Origin of the sequence: Promicromonospora thailandica, assembly GCF_024171955.1 — a bacterium.
GTDB lineage: Bacteria > Actinomycetota > Actinomycetes > Actinomycetales > Cellulomonadaceae > Promicromonospora > Promicromonospora thailandica.
Genome location: NZ_JAMTCS010000001.1, coordinates 228,785 through 246,079, shown reverse-complemented (window position 1 = coordinate 246,079; position 17,295 = coordinate 228,785). Strand labels below are relative to the sequence as shown.

Annotated in this window: 13 protein-coding genes; 7 read left to right on the top strand and 6 right to left on the bottom strand. The window is 73.0% G+C overall.

The features are described from left to right. Positions 1–153: 153 nt before the first annotated feature. A complete protein-coding gene (locus tag APR03_RS01145; protein ID WP_253831938.1) occupies positions 154–3,657 on the top strand; it encodes a metallophosphoesterase in 3,504 nt (1,167 codons plus the stop codon). Further along, a complete protein-coding gene (locus APR03_RS01140) occupies positions 3,633–4,856 on the top strand; it encodes a HupE/UreJ family protein (protein WP_253831936.1) in 1,224 nt (407 codons plus the stop codon). Before APR03_RS01145 ends, APR03_RS01140 begins: the two co-directional genes overlap by 25 nt. Positions 4,857–4,926: 70 nt before the next feature. On the opposite strand, the gene APR03_RS01135 is transcribed toward APR03_RS01140, so the two are convergent. Next, positions 4,927–5,928: an alpha/beta fold hydrolase gene (locus APR03_RS01135; RefSeq protein ID WP_253831934.1), complete on the bottom strand. Its 1,002-nt coding sequence runs from the start codon at positions 5,926–5,928 to the stop codon at positions 4,927–4,929. Between the two features lie 78 nt (positions 5,929–6,006). Between APR03_RS01135 and APR03_RS01130 the strand changes: the two genes are divergently transcribed. The 4 genes from APR03_RS01130 to APR03_RS01115 all read left to right on the top strand — a co-directional run bounded on the left by APR03_RS01130 (position 6,007) and on the right by APR03_RS01115 (position 9,584). Then, entirely contained in the window at positions 6,007–6,588 is a 582-nt protein-coding gene (locus APR03_RS01130; RefSeq protein WP_253831932.1) for a TetR/AcrR family transcriptional regulator, read from the top strand. Between the two features lie 28 nt (positions 6,589–6,616). Further along, complete coding sequence (trmB, locus tag APR03_RS01125) at positions 6,617–7,417, top strand: tRNA (guanosine(46)-N7)-methyltransferase TrmB (RefSeq protein WP_372494724.1); 801 nt, start codon at positions 6,617–6,619, stop codon at positions 7,415–7,417. Positions 7,418–7,599: 182 nt separating this feature from the next. After that, positions 7,600–7,938, top strand: coding sequence for a DUF485 domain-containing protein (locus APR03_RS01120; RefSeq protein WP_253831930.1), 339 nt, complete (start codon positions 7,600–7,602; stop codon positions 7,936–7,938). An 11-nt stretch (positions 7,939–7,949) separates the two neighbouring features. Next, positions 7,950–9,584 (top strand): monocarboxylic acid transporter, encoded by a 1,635-nt coding sequence (locus APR03_RS01115; protein ID WP_253832665.1) that lies wholly within the window; start codon positions 7,950–7,952, stop codon positions 9,582–9,584. A 71-nt stretch (positions 9,585–9,655) separates the two neighbouring features. Here APR03_RS01115 and APR03_RS01110 read toward each other — a convergent pair whose 3' ends face one another. Then, entirely contained in the window at positions 9,656–10,606 is a 951-nt protein-coding gene (locus tag APR03_RS01110; RefSeq protein ID WP_253831928.1) for an epimerase, read from the bottom strand. Positions 10,607–10,631: 25 nt separating this feature from the next. Continuing rightward, positions 10,632–12,956, bottom strand: coding sequence for an FdhF/YdeP family oxidoreductase (locus tag APR03_RS01105; RefSeq protein ID WP_372494723.1), 2,325 nt, complete (start codon positions 12,954–12,956; stop codon positions 10,632–10,634). A gap of 235 nt (positions 12,957–13,191) precedes the next feature. On the opposite strand from APR03_RS01105, the gene fdhD reads away from it, so the two are divergent. Continuing rightward, a complete protein-coding gene (fdhD, locus tag APR03_RS01100) occupies positions 13,192–14,094 on the top strand; it encodes a formate dehydrogenase accessory sulfurtransferase FdhD (RefSeq protein ID WP_253831926.1) in 903 nt (300 codons plus the stop codon). A 73-nt stretch (positions 14,095–14,167) separates the two neighbouring features. On the opposite strand, the gene APR03_RS24720 is transcribed toward fdhD, so the two are convergent. From APR03_RS24720 to APR03_RS01090, 3 genes are all read right to left on the bottom strand, one after another. Beyond that, the gene (locus APR03_RS24720; protein ID WP_275976939.1) at positions 14,168–14,302 is read right to left on the bottom strand and encodes an MFS transporter small subunit; all 135 of its coding nucleotides are present in this window, start codon (positions 14,300–14,302) and stop codon (positions 14,168–14,170) included. 2 nt (positions 14,303–14,304) lie between these two features. Further along, positions 14,305–15,696: an OFA family MFS transporter gene (locus APR03_RS01095; RefSeq protein WP_253832661.1), complete on the bottom strand. Its 1,392-nt coding sequence runs from the start codon at positions 15,694–15,696 to the stop codon at positions 14,305–14,307. A 112-nt stretch (positions 15,697–15,808) separates the two neighbouring features. After that, positions 15,809–17,086: a serpin family protein gene (locus APR03_RS01090; RefSeq protein WP_253831924.1), complete on the bottom strand. Its 1,278-nt coding sequence runs from the start codon at positions 17,084–17,086 to the stop codon at positions 15,809–15,811. Between the last annotated feature and the right edge of the window lie 209 nt (positions 17,087–17,295).

The following is a 17,295-nucleotide window of genomic DNA, read 5'->3' as shown; positions in this document are numbered from 1 at the left end:
CCTTCGCCGTTCTTCGTCCTGGTAGCAGACAGTTCGTCCGGTTGTTGCCTGCCGCATCCGTCCCGTTCACCCGGCCGGTCCAGGTTGTGGTCCGGGCGTGCTCCGGGCCGCCCCGCACCCACCAGGGTGCTGCGACCAACAGAGAGGGCGGCCATGCGGCCAGTCACCAGGAACGAGAGAGCCGGACGGCGGCGACGGCAGCAGGCCGGTCTCGTCGCGGCGGTCACGGCGGTCACGCTGGCGGCGACGGGCTGGGCGGCGACGTCGTCGTCCGCCGCGCCCGCCGAGGCGGGCCCGCGGCCCGGCGGGACGACGGCGCCCGCGCCCGACCCGGGCGGCCCGCTCCTGACCCCGCGCGACGGGGCCTTCCTCGAGGGCACCGTGCCCGTGGCGGCCGAGCCGGTGGCGCCGGGCGACGACGTCGTGCGGCTCACCGTCGACGGCGCGGACGTGCCGGGTGCCGCGGAGACGCAGGGCACGTCGGTGCTCTCCTACGAGGTGGGCAGCAACTCCGTCGAGGCGCGCTACGGCAGCCACGTCTCGGTCAACGGCGGCGAGCCGATCCTCCTGCCCGACGCCGTGAGCGAGCGCGTCGAGCTGGAGGTGCCGAACGAGCAGCTCGTCACCGGCGAGAACACCGTCGAGGTGGTGGTCGGGGCGATCGAGACGAGCTGCGGCTCCAACCACGACGACTTCGTGCTGTCGGACTTCACGCTCGCCCCGCTCGGCGAGCTGGCCGACGGCGAGGAGAACGAGTACACCTACTCGTTCGGCGACGGGAGCTGCGGCTCCAACACGAGCCTCCTGCTGCGTGCCGAGCTCACGTTCTTCGTGCAGGGCGACCCGCAGGGCACCACGGGCCTGGCCGCCGACCTCGACACCACCACGCTGACCAACGGGGAGCACACGGTCGAGGCGCGCACCGCCTCGGGCGACACCACGGAGCACACCGTCCGGGTGAACAACGCCCCGGCGGGCGCCCCGCTGCTCACCCCGGTCGACGGCACCCTGGCGCACGGCGGCGTCGTCGTCACGGGTGCGCGCCCCGCGGACGGCGAGGGTGCCACGGCCGCGCTGACGGTCGACGGCGACCCGCTCGACGCCACCGAGACCCTCGGCGCGGGCGACGCGGCGTTCTCGTTCGACGTCGGCTCGAACTCCGTCGACGGCGCCGCCGCCAACCTGCTCGTGGTCAACGGGATCGAGACGCCGCTGGGCGGCTCGTACGCGAGCGAGCGTGCCGACGTCACGTTCCCGAACGAGTGGCTGCGGCCCGGCGAGAACACGGTCCGGGTGGTCACCGGCACCTTCCAGGACGACTGCAACCGCGACGACTTCACGCTCTCGGGCCTGGCGCTCACGCCCGCGGCGGGCGCCGCGGCCGGCGTCGGCCTCAAGCCCTCGTACGCCATGGGCGACGGCACGTGCGGCTCGAACGCGAACCTGCTGCGCGAGATCACGGTGACGTTCGAGGTCGACGCGCCCGCGCGCGGCCTGCGTGCCGACCTCGACACCACCACGCTGCCCGACGGCGAGCACGAGCTCGCGGCGACCTCGACCACGGGAGAGACCGCCACGCGTGCCCTGTTCACCGACAACACCGGCCCCGCGCTCGTCTCCGCGACACCGGCCGACGGCGACCGGCTCACCTCGGCCGTGCCGCTCGCGGTCTCGGTCGAGGACGCCTCCGGCGTGACCGAGGGCCCGGACGTCACGCTCGACGGCGCGGCGGTCGCGGTGGGCGACCTCGTGGGTCCGGGCCTGACCGCGGGCGAGCACACGCTCGCGGTCTCGGCGACGGACGGCCTCGGCAACGCGGTGACCCACGAGGTCACGTTCGTGAGCGCCGGCGTGCCGGACGTGCCCGCGGACGTCGCGCCGGCGTCCGGCACCTCCGGCGTGGGACGCACCGCGACGCTGCGGGCGAAGGTCGCGGAGCCGGACGGCGGCCGCGTCACCGCTCGGTTCTCGGCCGCGGAGATCCTGACCCTGAACAAGGCCTGGCAGGGCACCGCCGCCGAGGTGCCCACCACGCTGGACGTGCGCGGGCAGCGGAAGATCGACACCAGGCCGCTGGCCCCCGGCGACGGCCGCTCCGCGCAGGCGCCGGCGTCGGCCGACGTGACCTACCAGCGGTTCGACGTGCCCGTCCGCGGCCACGTCGAGGCCCCCGTGCTGCGCTGGGAGGGCACCGCCGACCCCGCCCGCCTGGTCACCCTGCGCGCCTGGAACCCGGACACGGACGCGTGGGACGTCGTCGCCGCGGCGCGCGGCGCCGTCGACGGCCCGACGGTCCTGGAGGGCACCGTCACCCGGGACCACGTGGACCGCGGCACCGTGCACGCGCTGGTCACCGGTGAGGACCCCTTCGCCGACGACATCGACGCGGGCGACGGCGACCGGTTCGAGGACCCCGAGGACTACGACTTCTCGATCGTCCACTACACCGACACGCAGTACCTGTCCGAGGGTGCCGTCGAGCAGGAGACGCCCGAGGAGCGCGCCGTGTGGGCGCAGGGTTACGAGGGCGTCATGGACTGGATCGTCGACAACGCCGACGAGCGCAAGATCGCCTACGTGGCCCACACCGGCGACATCATCGAGAACAACATCCGGGCCTTCCCGCCCGAGATGGAGGACCAGGTGATCGGTGAGCTCGAGTTCGCCTCGCAGGCCCAGGGCCGGATCGACGCGGCGGGCATCCCCAACGGCGTCGTCGCGGGCAACCACGACAACCAGTCCGGCACCGACCCGACGCTCTACGACCAGTACTTCGGCCCGGACCGGTACGAGGCGCTGTCGGAGGGCTGGGAGAACGCCTCGTACGGCGGCGTCATGGAGCCCGGCTCGAACGAGAACCACTACGACCTGTTCTCGGCCGGCGGCCTCGACTTCGTCTCCGTCGGCCTGTCCTACGGCGTGACGCGGGACGAGGCCGAGTGGGCGGCGTCGATCTTCGAGCGGTACCCCGACCGCAACGGCATCCTGCTCACCCACGACTACCTCGAGCCGTCCTCCGCGCCCGACGGGCGCGGGGCCGCCTTCGGCGGGTCCGACGGACCGCTGCTCTACAACCTGCTGGTCAAGGACAACCCGAACGTCTTCCTCGTGCTCGCCGGGCACCGGCACGGCGTGGGCACCAACGTGCGCCCGCCCGTGATCGGCGACATCGGCGGCGGCGTGGTCGAGCTGCTCGCGGACTACCAGTTCTACACGGTCGCCGCGGGCCGGGTCGGGCTCGACCGGATCGGCGGCTACGACCCGGCCGACCAGCTCCAGCTCGGCGCCTCCTTCTTCCGCATGCTCCAGTTCGACGTCGACCGCGGCGAGATGTCGGTGGACACCTACTCCCCGCTGCTCGGTGAGTTCGGCGCCACCGAGTACGACACCGAGCACCGGTACGACGGCCGCGAGGACAACATGGTGCTGCCGGTCGACCTGACCTCCCGCACCACGTCGTTCGCCACCGAGTCGGTGGTCCTCTACGACCCCGTGCGTGAGATCGGGCGCGACGTCGTGGCCTCCGGCCGGACGGCCTCGGTCCACTGGACCGGGCTCAAGCCCGGCCGCACCTACGCCTGGTTCGTCACGGCCCGCACCTCCGGGGGCGGCACCGCGACGGCGTCGCCGGCGTGGTTCACGACGGCGCGCCGGTGACGCTCCGGCGCTCGCTGGCCCTGGCGGGGCTGCTCGCTCTGGTGAGCAGCCCCGTCGCAGGGTCCGTCGCGTGGGCGCACGACGCGACGAGCGACGTGTACGCCCAGGTGACCGCGGCGCCGTCGGGCAGCACGGCCGACGTGTCCGCCGTGCTGGACCTCGAGTACGACCTGCTCATGAAGTCGGCCTGGCTCCGGGCCGAGGCGTACGAGGCCACCGGCCGCGAGGCCCAGCTCGCGCAGCTCGACGAGCACCGGGACGACGTCGACGAGTACGTCACCGGCCGGTTCGCAGTCGCCTACGACGGCGTGCCGTGCACCCCGGCGCTCGCGGACGTCGACGTGGTGGAGCGGGGCGAGCGGGCCTACGCCTCGCTCACGTACGCCTTCGCGTGCGCCGGTGAGCCCGAGGGCACCCACGAGATCTCCAGCGCCCTGTTCCCGGACGCCGAGTCGTTCGTGCACTCGACCGAGACGATCGTCCGCTACGCGCTCGACGAGGAGGAGGGCTCCGCGGTGCTGACCGCGGCGTCGCCGACCCTGACCACGGGGGAGCACCGGCTGCTGCGGCAGATGGGGGAGTTCTTCGTGCTGGGCGGCGAGCACCTGCTGTTCGGGGCGGACCACGTGCTGTTCCTGCTGGCGCTGCTGATCGGCACGCGCCGGCTGCGCGACGTGGTCTGGACGGCGACCGCGTTCACCGTGGCGCACTCGGTCACGTTCCTGCTCGCGGCGCTGGGTGTGGTCTCGGTGCCCGCGGCGGTGGTGGAGCCGGTGATCGCGGCGTCGATCGCCGTCGTGGCGCTCGTGGACCTGGGGCAGGTGCGACGGGGCCCGACCGTGCACGGGTCGGTGCGGGACGCGCTGCGCCTGCGCGCGCCGGCCGTCCGCGAGGAGCGCACCGCCTGGGACCGGTGGCGCCTGCCGGTCGTGTTCGTGTTCGGGCTGGTGCACGGCCTGGGGTTCGCCGGGGCGCTCGGCATCGACGCGGCGTGGTCGTGGACGCTGCTGTGGTCGCTGCTGTCGTTCAACGTGGGCATCGAGGCGGTGCAGCTCGGCATCGTCGCGGTGGCGTTCCCGCTGCTGGCGCTGCTCCGCACCCGAACCCCGCGCGTGGCCCGCTGGGCCCTAGCGGTGACCACCACGGCAATCGCGGCGACGGCTCTCTACTGGCTGACGACCCGCCTCCTGGGACAGTGACCCGCCGGACGTAGGAGTTGTCGGCGCATGACGGATCATGCGCCGACAACTCCTACGTTCGGCGAGCGCATCAGCGTGGCGACGGGTCGTTCGTGGTCCAGAACTGTTTCAGGTCTGCGCCCAGGGCATCGGCGGCCTGCATCGGGAGCGAGTGGGTCGTGTCCGGCCAGACCTTCACCCGTGCGTCCGGGATCAGGGTCGCGCGCTCGGCCGCGTCGCCGCCGGACAGGGAGCCGTCGCTCGCGAGACCCACGTAGACGGGCATGTCCAGGCCGCGCAGCTCGTCGTCGGTCAGCGGCACCGGGTTGGGCAGCGACGACGACGCGAAGTGCCGCGAGCCCTCCGTGATGAGCCGGGCCAGCGGGTCGTCGGGGTCCACCTCCTCCGGCTCGACGCCGCCGATGCGGTTCAGCGCCGCCTCGCGCCACGCCTCGGGGACGAACGGCAGCGAGGCGGGGATCGAGTACAGGATCGTCGACATCGGCAGCACGCCCAGCGTGAGCACCGGTTCCAGGAGCGTGAGGCTCGCGAGCCGCTCCGGATGGCGGACGGCGACGGCCGCCGCCAGGCCGCCCCCCTGGGAGTGGCCGAGCAGGTGGGCGCGCTCGATGCCCAGGGCCTGCATGGCCTCGTCGACCCAGCGGGCGGAGTCGCCGACGTCCGCCAGGGGCAGCGTCTGCACGGACAGGCCGGTGTCACCGAGCGTGTCGAAGGCGTACACGGTGCGGTGCCGGGCGAAGTCGGGCAGGTTGTCGGCCCACATCGGCACGGCCGCCGACCGCCCCGGCAGCAGCACGACGGGCGTGGCGTCCGGGTGCTCCTCGTCGACCCAGGCGTAGGCGCGGACGGTGCCGAAGGTGGTCGCGACGTCGTGCGTCGCCGTCGGCTCGGGCAGGCCCGCCATGGCCGCCGCGTAGGCCTCCTCGTACGCCGCGCGGCCTTCGGCGGTGCGGAAGTGGTTCACCCCGGGCCCGCCGGCCGCGACGAGCAGCACGAGGCCGCCGGTCGAGACCGCCGCGAGCACGGCCAGCAGGGCGACGGGCCAGCGACGGCGTGGGGTGTCGGTGCGCATCGGGATCTCCTCCGGACGTTTTGCAATACGTTCGCATCGTAACAGGTTGCGATGCGAACGTATTGCTAAACTGCGCGCATGCCGCGGATCGTCGACCACGCAGAGCGCCGGACCCAGATCGTCCACGCGCTGTGGCTCGTGATCGCGCAGCAGGGCATCGAGGGGGTGAGCCTGCGGCACGTGGCGGCCGCGGCCGGCGTCTCGACGGGTCGGATCCAGCACTACTTCGGCACCAAGGAGGCCCTGGTGCTGGCCGGCTGCACGGCCCTGGTCGACAGTGCCTACGGCGGCTACCTCGAGACGGAGCAGGCCCCGCCGCGCGAGCGCCTGCTGCACGTGGTGAGCCAGCAGATCCCGCGGGACGACGCCGGGCGGGCCGGCGTCAGCGTCTGGTACGCCTACGTCGCCAGGTCGATCAACGACGACGCCGTGCGGCAGGTGCTCGCCGAGGCCCGCCGGGGTGCGGAGGACGAGTGCGCCCGCCTGATCCGCGCGGCGGGCGCGGGGTCCGCACCGCCGGGCACCGCCGGCGACCCGGCCCTGGTCCAGGCCCGGCGCCTGCTGGCCCTCGCCGACGGGCTGACGCTCCGCGTCCTGGTCGGTGACCTCGACCCGGCCGAGGCGACGGCGATGCTGGCGGACGAGGTGCGGGCGAGCTGACCGGGCGACACCTCGTACGATCGTGCGTGTGAGTCAGCCCGTACCCGTCCAGCCCGACGCCGCACCCGAGCCCGCGGACCCTGCCGACCGTCCTGAGCTGGCCGGGTTCCGCACCAAGCCGGTGTCGTTCGTGCGCCGGTCGGGCCGCCTGACGGACCGGCAGAAGCGGATGTGGGCCGCGCGGCACCACGCCTACCTGATCGACGTGCCGCGGGCCGTCGCGCGCACGTCCGTGGACCCGGAGTTCGTGCTGGACCCGGCGGCGGTGTTCGGGCGTGCGGCGCCGCTGGTCGTGGAGGTCGGGTCGGGCATGGGCGACGCCGTGGTCGAGGCCGCCGCCACGGATCCCGACCGGGACCACCTGGCCGTGGAGGTGTACCAGCCCGGGCTCGCGCACACCATCGCGAGCGCGGAACGGGCGGGCGCCGAGCAGGGCCGGGAGGGGCTGCCCAACCTGCGGCTCGTGCAGGCCAACGCCGCGGAGCTGCTGGCCACGACCCTCCCGGCCGGGGGCGTGGACGAGCTGTGGGTCTTCTTTCCGGACCCGTGGCACAAGTCGCGCCACCACAAGCGGCGCCTGGTCACCGCGGAGTTCGCGGGGCTCGCGGCGCGGGTGCTGCGCCCCGGAGGGACCCTGCGCCTCGCCACCGACTGGGCCGAGTACGCCGAGCAGATGCTCGAGGTGCTGGACGCGCACGAGCACCTGGAGAACGCGCACGGCGCGGGCGGCCGCGCGCCGCGCTTCGAGCGGCGGGTGCTGACGGGGTTCGAGCGCAAGGCGCACCGGGCGGGGCGCGAGATCACCGACCTCACGTACGTGCGGCGCTGACCAGCCGGTTCTCCTTCGTGGAGGCCCCCTCCGAGCCGGGTATAACGAGTTGGTCAAGTCAGTCAACCCACCGTGGGATCTGTTTGCCCCCGGCATGTGAAGTACGGCACATTTGACCCCGGGTGCGAAGAGCGCACCGGGCCGCGAGCAGAGCGCGCGCCCCGTGAGCCAATGGAGGCGTCATGACTGACGTAGGGGCTTCAGGGCCTGTCGAAACCGATTACCAACGCGTCGAGCGTTCGGAGGAGTTCCAGAGCCTGCGCAGGGCGTTCCGGAACTTCGTCTTCCCGATGACCGCGCTGTTCCTCGTCTGGTACCTGCTCTATGCGCTGATGAGCACGTACGCGCACGAGTTCATGAGCATCCGGGTGGCAGGCACCATCACCGTGGGCCTCGTCTTCGGGCTGCTGCAGTTCGTGTCCACGTTCGTGATCACCACGCTCTACGCGCGGTGGGCGAACAACAAGTTCGACGCCCGGGCGCAGGCCCTGCGCGAGGAGATCGAGGGGGGTCAGCTGTGAACGGGACCGTGATGGCCGCCGCGGCGACGAACGTCGGCAACACCTGGATCAACATCGGCATCTTCGGCGCGTTCGTCGTCGTCACCCTCATCGTCGTCTTCCGGGTGTCGCGGCAGAACAAGAGCGCCGCCGACTTCTACGCGGGCGGGCGCAGCTTCACCGGCACCCAGAACGGCACGGCCATCGCGGGCGACTACCTGTCCGCGGCGAGCTTCCTGGGCATCGCCGGCGCCATCGCCGTCAACGGGTACGACGGCTTCCTGTACTCCATCGGCTTCCTCGTGGCGTGGCTCGTCGCCCTGCTGCTGGTCGCCGAGCTGCTGCGCAACACCGGCAAGTTCACGATGGCCGACGTGCTGTCGTTCCGCCTCAAGCAGCGGCCGATCCGGATGGCCGCCGCGCTGTCGACGCTGGCCGTCGTCTTCTTCTACCTGCTGGCGCAGATGGCCGGCGCGGGCGGCCTCGTGGCGCTCCTGCTCGGCATCACCGACCAGGCGGGCCAGGGCCTGGTCATCGCCGTGGTCGGCGCCCTCATGATCCTGTACGTGCTGGTGGGCGGCATGAAGGGCACCACGTGGGTGCAGATCATCAAGGCGACGCTGCTCATCGCGGGCGCCGGCGCCATGACGATCTGGGTGCTCGCGCTGCACGGCTTCAACCTGTCCGCGGTCATGCAGGAGGCCGTGAACATGTCCGGTGACAAGGGCGAGGCGATCCTCGAGCCGGGTCTGCAGTACGGCGCGTCCGCGCTCTCGCAGCTCGACTTCCTCTCCCTGGCGCTGGCCCTGGTGCTCGGCACCGCGGGTCTGCCGCACGTGCTCATGCGCTTCTACACGGTGCCGTCGGCCAAGGAGGCCCGGAAGTCCGTGGTCGTGGCCATCTGGCTGATCGGCATCTTCTACCTGTTCACCCTGGTGCTCGGGTACGGCGCCGGCGCCCTCGTGGGTCCCGAGGCGATCCTCGCGGCCCCGGGCGGTCAGAACTCGGCGGCGCCGCTGCTCGCGTTCGAGCTCGGTGGCGAGATCCTGCTCGGCATCATCGCGGCGGTCGCGTTCGCGACGATCCTCGCCGTGGTGGCGGGCCTCACGATCACCGCTGCGGCGAGCTTCTCGCACGACATCTACGCCTCGATCATCAAGAAGGGGCAGGTCTCGGCCGACGGCGAGGTCCGCGTCGCCCGCTGGACCGTGGTCGTGATCGGCGTCATCGCGATCCTCGGTGGCATCTTCGCCAACGGCCAGAACATCGCGTTCCTCGTGGCGCTGGCGTTCTGCGTCGCGGCGTCCGCGAACCTGCCGACCATCATCTACTCGCTGTTCTGGAAGCGGTTCAACACGTCGGGCGCGCTGTGGAGCATCTACGGCGGCCTGATCTCGACGGTCGTGCTGATCATCTTCTCGCCGGTCGTGTCGGGCAAGCCCGCCGACCCGGTCACGGGGCTCAGCAAGTCGATGATCAGCAACCCGGCCATCGACTTCCACTTCTTCCCGCTCGACAACCCGGGCATCGTGACCATCCCGCTCGCGTTCGTGCTCGGCATCGTCGGCACGTTCCTGAGCAAGGAGCGGTCGCACCCCGAGAAGTACGCGGAGATGGAGGTCCGCTCCCTCACGGGCGCGGGCGCGGAGAAGGCGGTCTCCCACTGACCCGACCCCCCGTCCGCTGAGTGCTGGGTATCCGCCCTTTCTCGTCCACGAGAAGGGCGGATACCCAGCACTCAGCGGGGGATGACGTCGTCGAGGGCCGGGGCGAGGTGCGGCCAGCGGAAGGCGAAGCCCGCCGACTCCAGCCGCGCCGGCAGCACCCAGCGGCTCTTGAGCACCAGCTCGGCCTCGTTGCGCAGCACCCACAGGGCGGGTTCCAGCAGCCAGCGGGGCGCCGGTATGCCGATCGGCATGCGGGTCACGCGGCGCAGCTCGGCCATGAGGGTGCGGTTGTCGACGGGGTGCGGCGCGGCCAGGTTCACCGGCCCGGAGATGTCCTCGTGCTGCTCCAGGAACCGGACGGCCCGCAGCACGTCGTCGACGTGGATCCACGAGAACTTCTGCCGGCCCTGGCTGTGGTGCACGGGCACGGGACCGCCCGTCGGGTCCTCGCCGATGCCGCGGTAGCGGCGGTGCCCGAACCACCACCCGTCGAGCTGCGGCCCGCCGACACCGAGTCGCGCCACGCGCGCCAGCAGGTCGGACGCCGGGCCGCCGAGCACGATCGCCATCCGGAGCGCGACCCGGCGCGTGCCGGGCAGGTCGCCCGCGAACAGCTCGCGCTCCCAGCTCCGCGCGACGTCCACGGAGAAGCCGGTGCCCAGCTCGCCGTCGTCCTCAGTCTGCGGGCGGTCGAGCGCGTAGCGGTAGATGGTGGCCGTGCTCGCGTTGAGCCAGAGCCGCGGCGGCCGGGCCGACGCCGTGACGGCCTCGCGCAGCTGCCGGGTGGTCTCGACCCGCGACCGCAGGATCTCGTCGCGGTGGGCGTCGGTGTACCGGCAGCCCACGCTCCTGCCCGCGAGGTTGACCAGCAGGTCGGCGCCGTCGACGAGGTCGCGGAGCGCGTCCGGCCCGTCGGACCAGCGCGCGTCCGGGCCGGACCGGCCCACGCGCGCGACGTCGTACCCGCGGCCCGTGAGGTCGGCGACGAGCGCACGCCCGATGAACCCGTTCCACCCGGCCACGACGGCCCTCCGCACCCCGGTCACGTCAGCGGGCGGGCTCGAGGCGGATCAGCACCGACTTGGAGGCCGGGGTGTTGCTCTGCTCGGCGGTGTGGTCCAGCGGCACGAGCACGTTCGTCTCGGGGAAGTAGGCCGCGGCGCAGCCGCGCGCCGTCGGGAAGGGCACGGCCCGGAACCCCTCGGCCCGGCGTTCGGCGACCTCGCCGTCCGCCCCCGGCCACTCGCTGACGAGGTCGACCGTGTCGCCGTCCGCGAACCCGCCCGCGGCCAGGTCGTCCGGGTGCACGAACACCACCCGGCGCCCGTTCTTCACGCCCCGGTACCGGTCGTCCAGGCCGTAGACCGTGGTGTTGAACTGGTCGTGGGAGCGCACCGTCTGCAGCAGCAGGCGGCCCTGGGGCACCCGCACCACCTCGAGCTCGTTCACGGTGAAGTTCGCCTTGCCCGTGGTGGTGGGAAAGACGCGGGCGTCGCGCGGCGGGTGGGGCAGCACGAATCCGCCCGGCTCGGCCACGCGGCGCTCGAAGTCCTCGAAACCGGGGATCACGCGGGAGATCGAGTCGCGGATGCGCGCGTAGTCGCCGGCGAACTCCTCCCAGGGGGTCGGGTCGTCGGCCCCGAGCGTGCGCCGCGCCAGGTCGCACAGGATCGCCGTCTCGCTGCGCAGGGACGCCGACGCCGGGGCCAGCCGCCCGCGGGAGGAGTGCACCACGCTCATCGAGTCCTCGACGGTGACCACCTGCTCGCGCCCGCCGGTCGTGTCCCGTTCGGTGCGGCCCAGGCACGGCAGCACGAGGGACCGCCGGCCGGGCAGCACGTGCGACCGGTTGAGCTTGGTCGACACGTGCACCGTGAGCGGCACCTCGCGCAGCGCGGCCTCGGTGACGGCACTGTCCGGCGTGGCCGACGCGAAGTTGCCGCCCACCGCCATGAAGACCTTGAGCTTCCCGTCGCGCAGGGCGCGCACCGTGTCGACGACGTCGTAGCCGTGCGCGCGGGGCGGCTCGAAGCCGAACTCGGCGCCGAGCGCGTCGAGGAACGCGGGGGTCGGCCGCTCCCAGATGCCCATGGTGCGGTCGCCCTGCACGTTGCTGTGCCCGCGCACGGGGCACGCGCCGGCACCGGGCCGGCCGACGTTCCCGCGCAGCAGCAGGAAGCTCACGACCTCGCGGATCGTGGCGACCGACTGCTTGTGCTGGGTCAGCCCCATCGCCCAGCACACGACGACGTTCTTCGCCGCCAGCACGTCCTCGACGAACCCCTCGATCTCGGCCCGGTCGAGACCCGTCGCGGCGTCGACGTCGGCCCAGTCGAGGGCGCGCCACGCGGCGGCGGCGTGCTCGAAGCCCGAGGTGTGCTCGGCGATGAACGCGTGGTCCAGCACGCCCGGGTGGCCGGCGGTGCGGGCGTCGTCGTCCGCCTCCAGGAGCAGGCGGTTGACGGCCTGGAACAGGGCCAGGTCGCCCGCGAGGCGCACCTGGAGGAACCGGTCGGCCAGCTTCGTGCCCGGGCCCACCACACCCTTGACGCGCTGCGGGTTCTTGAAGGTCTGCAGGCCCGCCTCGGGCAGGGGGTTGATGGCGACGATGCGCGCCCCGCGCTCCTTGGCGTGCTCCAGCGCGGTGAGCATCCGGGGGTGGTTGGTCCCGGGATTCTGGCCGACGACGACCACCAGGTCGGCGTGGTCGGTGATGTCCTCCAGCGAGACACTGCCCTTGCCGATGCCCAGGGTCTCCGTCAGCGCCGTGCCGGACGACTCGTGGCACATGTTCGAGCAGTCTGGCATGTTGTTGGTGCCGAGCTTGCGGGCCAGCAGCTGGTAGACGAACGCGGCCTCGTTGCTGGTGCGGCCCGAGGTGTAGAACGCGGCCTCGTCCGGCGAGTCCAGGCCGCGCAGCTCCGTGGCGACCAGGTCGAGCGCCTCGTCCCAGGAGACGGGGCGGTAGTGGTCCGAACCCTCCTCGCGCAGCATCGGCTCCGTGAGGCGCCCGGACTTGCCGAGCCGGTGGTCGGTCCACGTGGCGAGCTCCGAGATCGGGTGCTCCGCGAAGAACGCGGCGTCCGCCCGCCGGCGGGTGGCCTCCTCCGCGACGGCCTTGGCGCCGTTCTCGCAGAACTCCGCGACGTGGGGCTTGCCCGGTTCCGGCCAGGCGCAGCCGGGGCAGTCGAAGCCGCCGTGCTGGTTCAGGATGGGGAGCGTGCGCAGGCCGCGCGCGACGCCGGCCTCGTCGAGCACGTGGGCGAGCCCGTGCACCACGCCGGGCACGCCCGCGGCGGTCGTCTTCGGTGGTCCGATGCGCAGGCTCTGCTCGGGGGCGTCGGTGCGGGCTGCGTCGCTCACGTCGGTCACACGGGCGACACTACGCCGCTTTCACCCCGGTGTGGAGGTATGACATATCGGTCACTTGCATCTCCTGGCGTGCGGTGTTCGGTCCCTTGCCCCGAGATCGGTCGGTCGAACGACCGATCTCAGGGCAAGGGACCGAACACCCGGCTCCGACCGGGGCGAAGGGCCGAGCTCACGGACGCGGACCGACGTGCGCGGGGCTGGACAGGGCGGCGGGCGCGGGTGCGAGACTTGCGGCATGGGAGTCGTCACCGACCGACGTCGTGTGGTCCGCGTCCGGCAGGGCAACCGTGCGCAGCGCCCCGACACGCTCGCCGTCGAGGAACCCCTGATGGTGCGGCTCGTGCCGGCCGTGGCGCGGTCGCGTGCGCCGCTCGTGCCCGTCGGCACCGTGGGGCCCGTACGCCCGGTGGTTCCGGTCGGCGGCCCTGCCTCCGACGGCTCCGCGGCCGGCGCCGGTGAGACGCTGACCGTCACCATGCGGACCCCCGGGCACGACTTCGACCTCGTGGCGGGGTGGCTGGTCTCCGAGGGTGCGGTGGCTGCGCCGTCGGACATCGTGGCGATGCGTCTGTGCCCCGACGAGGACAACACCGTCGAGGTGGTGCTCGCGCGGGGCGTCGAGCCGCCGCGGGCCCGCGCCTTCGCGACGACGAGCGCGTGCGGCGTCTGCGGCTCGGACACGGTCGTGGAGGTGCTGGCCGGCCTGCGCTGGCCGGTCGCCGCCGACCCTGTGGTGGTGGACCCCGAGGTGATCGCTGCCCTGCCCGACCTGCTGCGCGAGCAGCAGCGCGCCTTCGACCGCACCGGCGGCCTGCACGCCGCGGGCCTGTTCACGGCGGACGGCGAGGCGTTGTACGTGCGCGAGGACGTGGGCCGGCACAACGCCGTCGACAAGGTGGTCGGCGCCGCGCTGCGGGACGGCGTCCTCCCCGCCGCCGGGACGGTGCTCCAGGTCAGCGGGCGGGCGTCGTTCGAGCTGGTGCAGAAGGCCGCGCGGGCGGGGATCCCGGTGCTCTCCGCCATCTCGGCGCCGTCCACGCTGGCGGTGGACCTCGCCGAGGAGAGCGGCGTGACCCTGCTCGGGTTCGTGCGCGGCGACTCGATGAACGTCTACACCCGCGCGGACCGGCTGGGCTGAGCGGCGGCCGCCGTCGATCCCGCGACGGCCCCGCCTGGTCCAGGATGTACCACGCGCGGGGCCGCCCCGGCCGCTACGACGTGAACAGCGGGATGACGCCCCGGATCGTCTCGAACAGGCCGTAGGCGAGCGGCACCGTCACGACGAGCCACGTCACCACCAGCCGTGGCACCTGGTTGCCGGGCTGCCCGGATGTCTGCTCAGGCATGCTCACACCTTCCCCTCGGCGAGCTCACCGGCGGGATCCGCCGGCTCGTGGAACCGTGCGGCGACGGGCCGCACCAGGGCGTTGGCCACGAAGCCGACCGCCAGCACGGCCACCATGGTGAACAGCGCGGGCCGGTAGTCGGCGGCGACGAGCTCGCCGGGCGTGCCCTGCGCGTCGAGGAACCCGTTGATGATCAGCGGTCCGGCGATGCCCGCGGCGGACCACGCGGTGAGCAGGCGGCCGTGGATGGCGCCCACCTGGAACGTGCCGAACAGGTCGCGCAGGTAGGCGGGCACCGTGGCGAAACCGCCCCCGTAGAACGAGATGATCACGGCCGCCACCAGCACGAAGATCACCGTGGACAGGTTGCCCACCGTGGCCAGCAGCACGTACAGCACCATGCCGACGCCCAGGTACATCACGTACGTGGGCTTGCGGCCGATGTAGTCCGACGTCGACGACCACGCGAACCGTCCCGCCATGTTGAACAGCGACAGGAACGCGACGAACCCGGCCGCCGTCGTCGGCGCCACGGACGACGTGCCGCCGTCGCGGAAGAAGTCCTGGATCATCGGCGCGGCCTGCTCCAGGATGCCGATGCCTGCCGTCACGTTGCAGAACAGCACGGTCCACAGGAGCCAGAACTGCGGGGTGCGGATCGCGTTCGCGGCCGAGACGTTCGCCGTCGACACCATGGGCCGGGCCGCCACGGAGCTCGCGTCGAAGCCCGCGGGCATCCAGCCCGGCGCGGGCACGCGCACCGTGAACACGCCCAGCATCATGACGAGGAAGTAGGCGATGCCCAGGGTCACGAACAGGGAGGTGACGGCGCTGCCGGAGGCCACGGAGGTGGGGTCGGCCGGGTCGTACCCGCTGTCGTAGACCGCCATGAGCTGGCGGGACAGCGGGGACGCGACGAGGGCGCCGCCGCCGAAGCCCATGATCGCCATGCCCGTGGCCAGGCCCGGACGGTCCGGGAACCACTTGATCAGCGTGGACACCGGCGAGATGTAGCCGATGCCGAGGCCGATGCCGCCGATGAACCCGTAACCCAGGTAGACGAGCCAGAGCTGCGACGTCGCGATGCCGAGCGCACCGACCAGGAATCCCGCCGCCCAGAAGCAGGCCGAGGTGAACATCGCGGCCCGCGGGCCCACGCGCTCCACCCACGTGCCCATGACGGCCGCCGAGAGGCCGAGCATGACGATGGCGATGGAGAAGATGACGCCGATCGCGGTCAGGCTCGAGTCGAAGTGGGCGACCAGCGCGTTCTTGTACACGCTGGTCGCGTAGGCCTGGCCGATGCACAGATGGATGGCGAGCGCCGCCGGCGGGATGAGCCACCGGCTGTAGCCGGGCGTGGCCACCGTGTGCTCGCGGTCGAGGAACGACAGCGCCACGGAGTACCTCCTGCTGTGAAGGGGTGTCCGCTCGAATCCGGTTTCACCCGTTTGTGCTGCGCACGCTAGTGGTGGCCGGTGCCCCGGTCAATGAATCATCAACGAATCAGTGTGCGGGCGTGCGCACGGCGGCCAGGAACAGGGGCAACGCGGTCCGGGTGTGGGCGATCCGGAGCAGGTACGGCCGGTCGACGAGCATCGGGACCGCCTGCTCCGGCACCCCGCCCGCCGCCTCCACGCCGAGCTCGGTGACGGCCGCGGCCACGGTGCCCTCCTCGTCGAGGCGCAGGTAGGCCTGCTGCATGGCCTGGCTCAGCCGCAGCGGCTCGGCCGTCGTGACACCGGACAGGTCCGGGGTGCCGAACAGGCCGCCGAGCCCCGCCTGCTCCAGCACGGGCGCCAGGTCCAGCGCGGGCGGCTCGATCTCCAGGGTCGGCATCGTGAGCTCGACCGCGCGCGGGGACTCGGCGTCCAGGGCGCCGGTCAGGGCGGCAAGGGTGTCGGTGGTGACCTCGGCGGGGTCGGTGCCGGGCGGCGGCAGCAGCACGTCCGCGTGGAACGCCTCGTCGTACGGCAGCCGCACGGCTGCCCACCCGTCCCGCGCCGCGTACGCCCACGGCTGCGTGCCCCGCACCATCTCGACGGGTTCGGTCCCCGCCGGCCCGGTGAAGTCGACGTCGGTGGTCAGGTCCCGCTCGAACGGGGTCTCCCAGCGGGCCGCGAGCAGCACCGCGTTCTGCAGCACGAGCCGCAGGGCGCCGTCGGGCTCGATCGCGGACCGCTCGACCAGGCCGCCGGTGTGCTCGTCGACCCAGGCGTCCAGGAGCGCCTTGCCTGCACCGCTGTCCAGGTCGGTGCGCTGGATCCCCGCGCCGAAGGACGTGGTCAGGGCGTCCACGTAGTCCTGCTCGACCACGAGGTCGTCGTCGAGCACGGCCTGGTTCGCCAGGTGCAGCAGCGGACGGTCCGGCAGGTCCTTGTCGCGTACGACGGCGGGGTCGCCGTCGTGCTCCGCGAGCGCGCCCGCCAGGGCGTTGTACGCCGCCGTGCGCTCCGGGCCCGCCGCCCCGAGCGCGGTGTCGAGCGTGGCGGCCGTCTCGCCCCGCGCACCCTCCGCGAGCAGCGCCAGCGCGAGGGACAGCGACGCGGGCGAGACCAGGGCGTCCTCGTCCGGTTCCGCGGCGGTGCGCAGCGCCAGCAGGCCCAGGTGCTCGGTGGCCGGCACGGCGCCGGCGGTCGCGGGCGCGTCGGCCAGGGGCACGACGGCGCGCTCGGCGTCGGACGGCAGCAGGCCCTCGTCGGCGGCCGGGCCGCAGGCGGCCAGGGCGAGGGCGACGGCGGCGGCCGCGCCGGCGGTCGTGGCACGGTGAGCTGGACGCTGCACGGGTTCCTCCTGGGGCCGGGGCCGCGCACCGGCGCGGGGTCTCACCGTGCCTGTGTCCCGACGCCCCCACCCCTTGCACCCGCTCCCGTGTCCGACGTGCGGGTCACCCGGGCGACCTGGACCTCTGACACGGGCGGGCGGATGCGACAGATGTCGGTGGTGCCGGGCACAATCTGTCCGGACCACCCGGCGCGTGCGACACGACATGT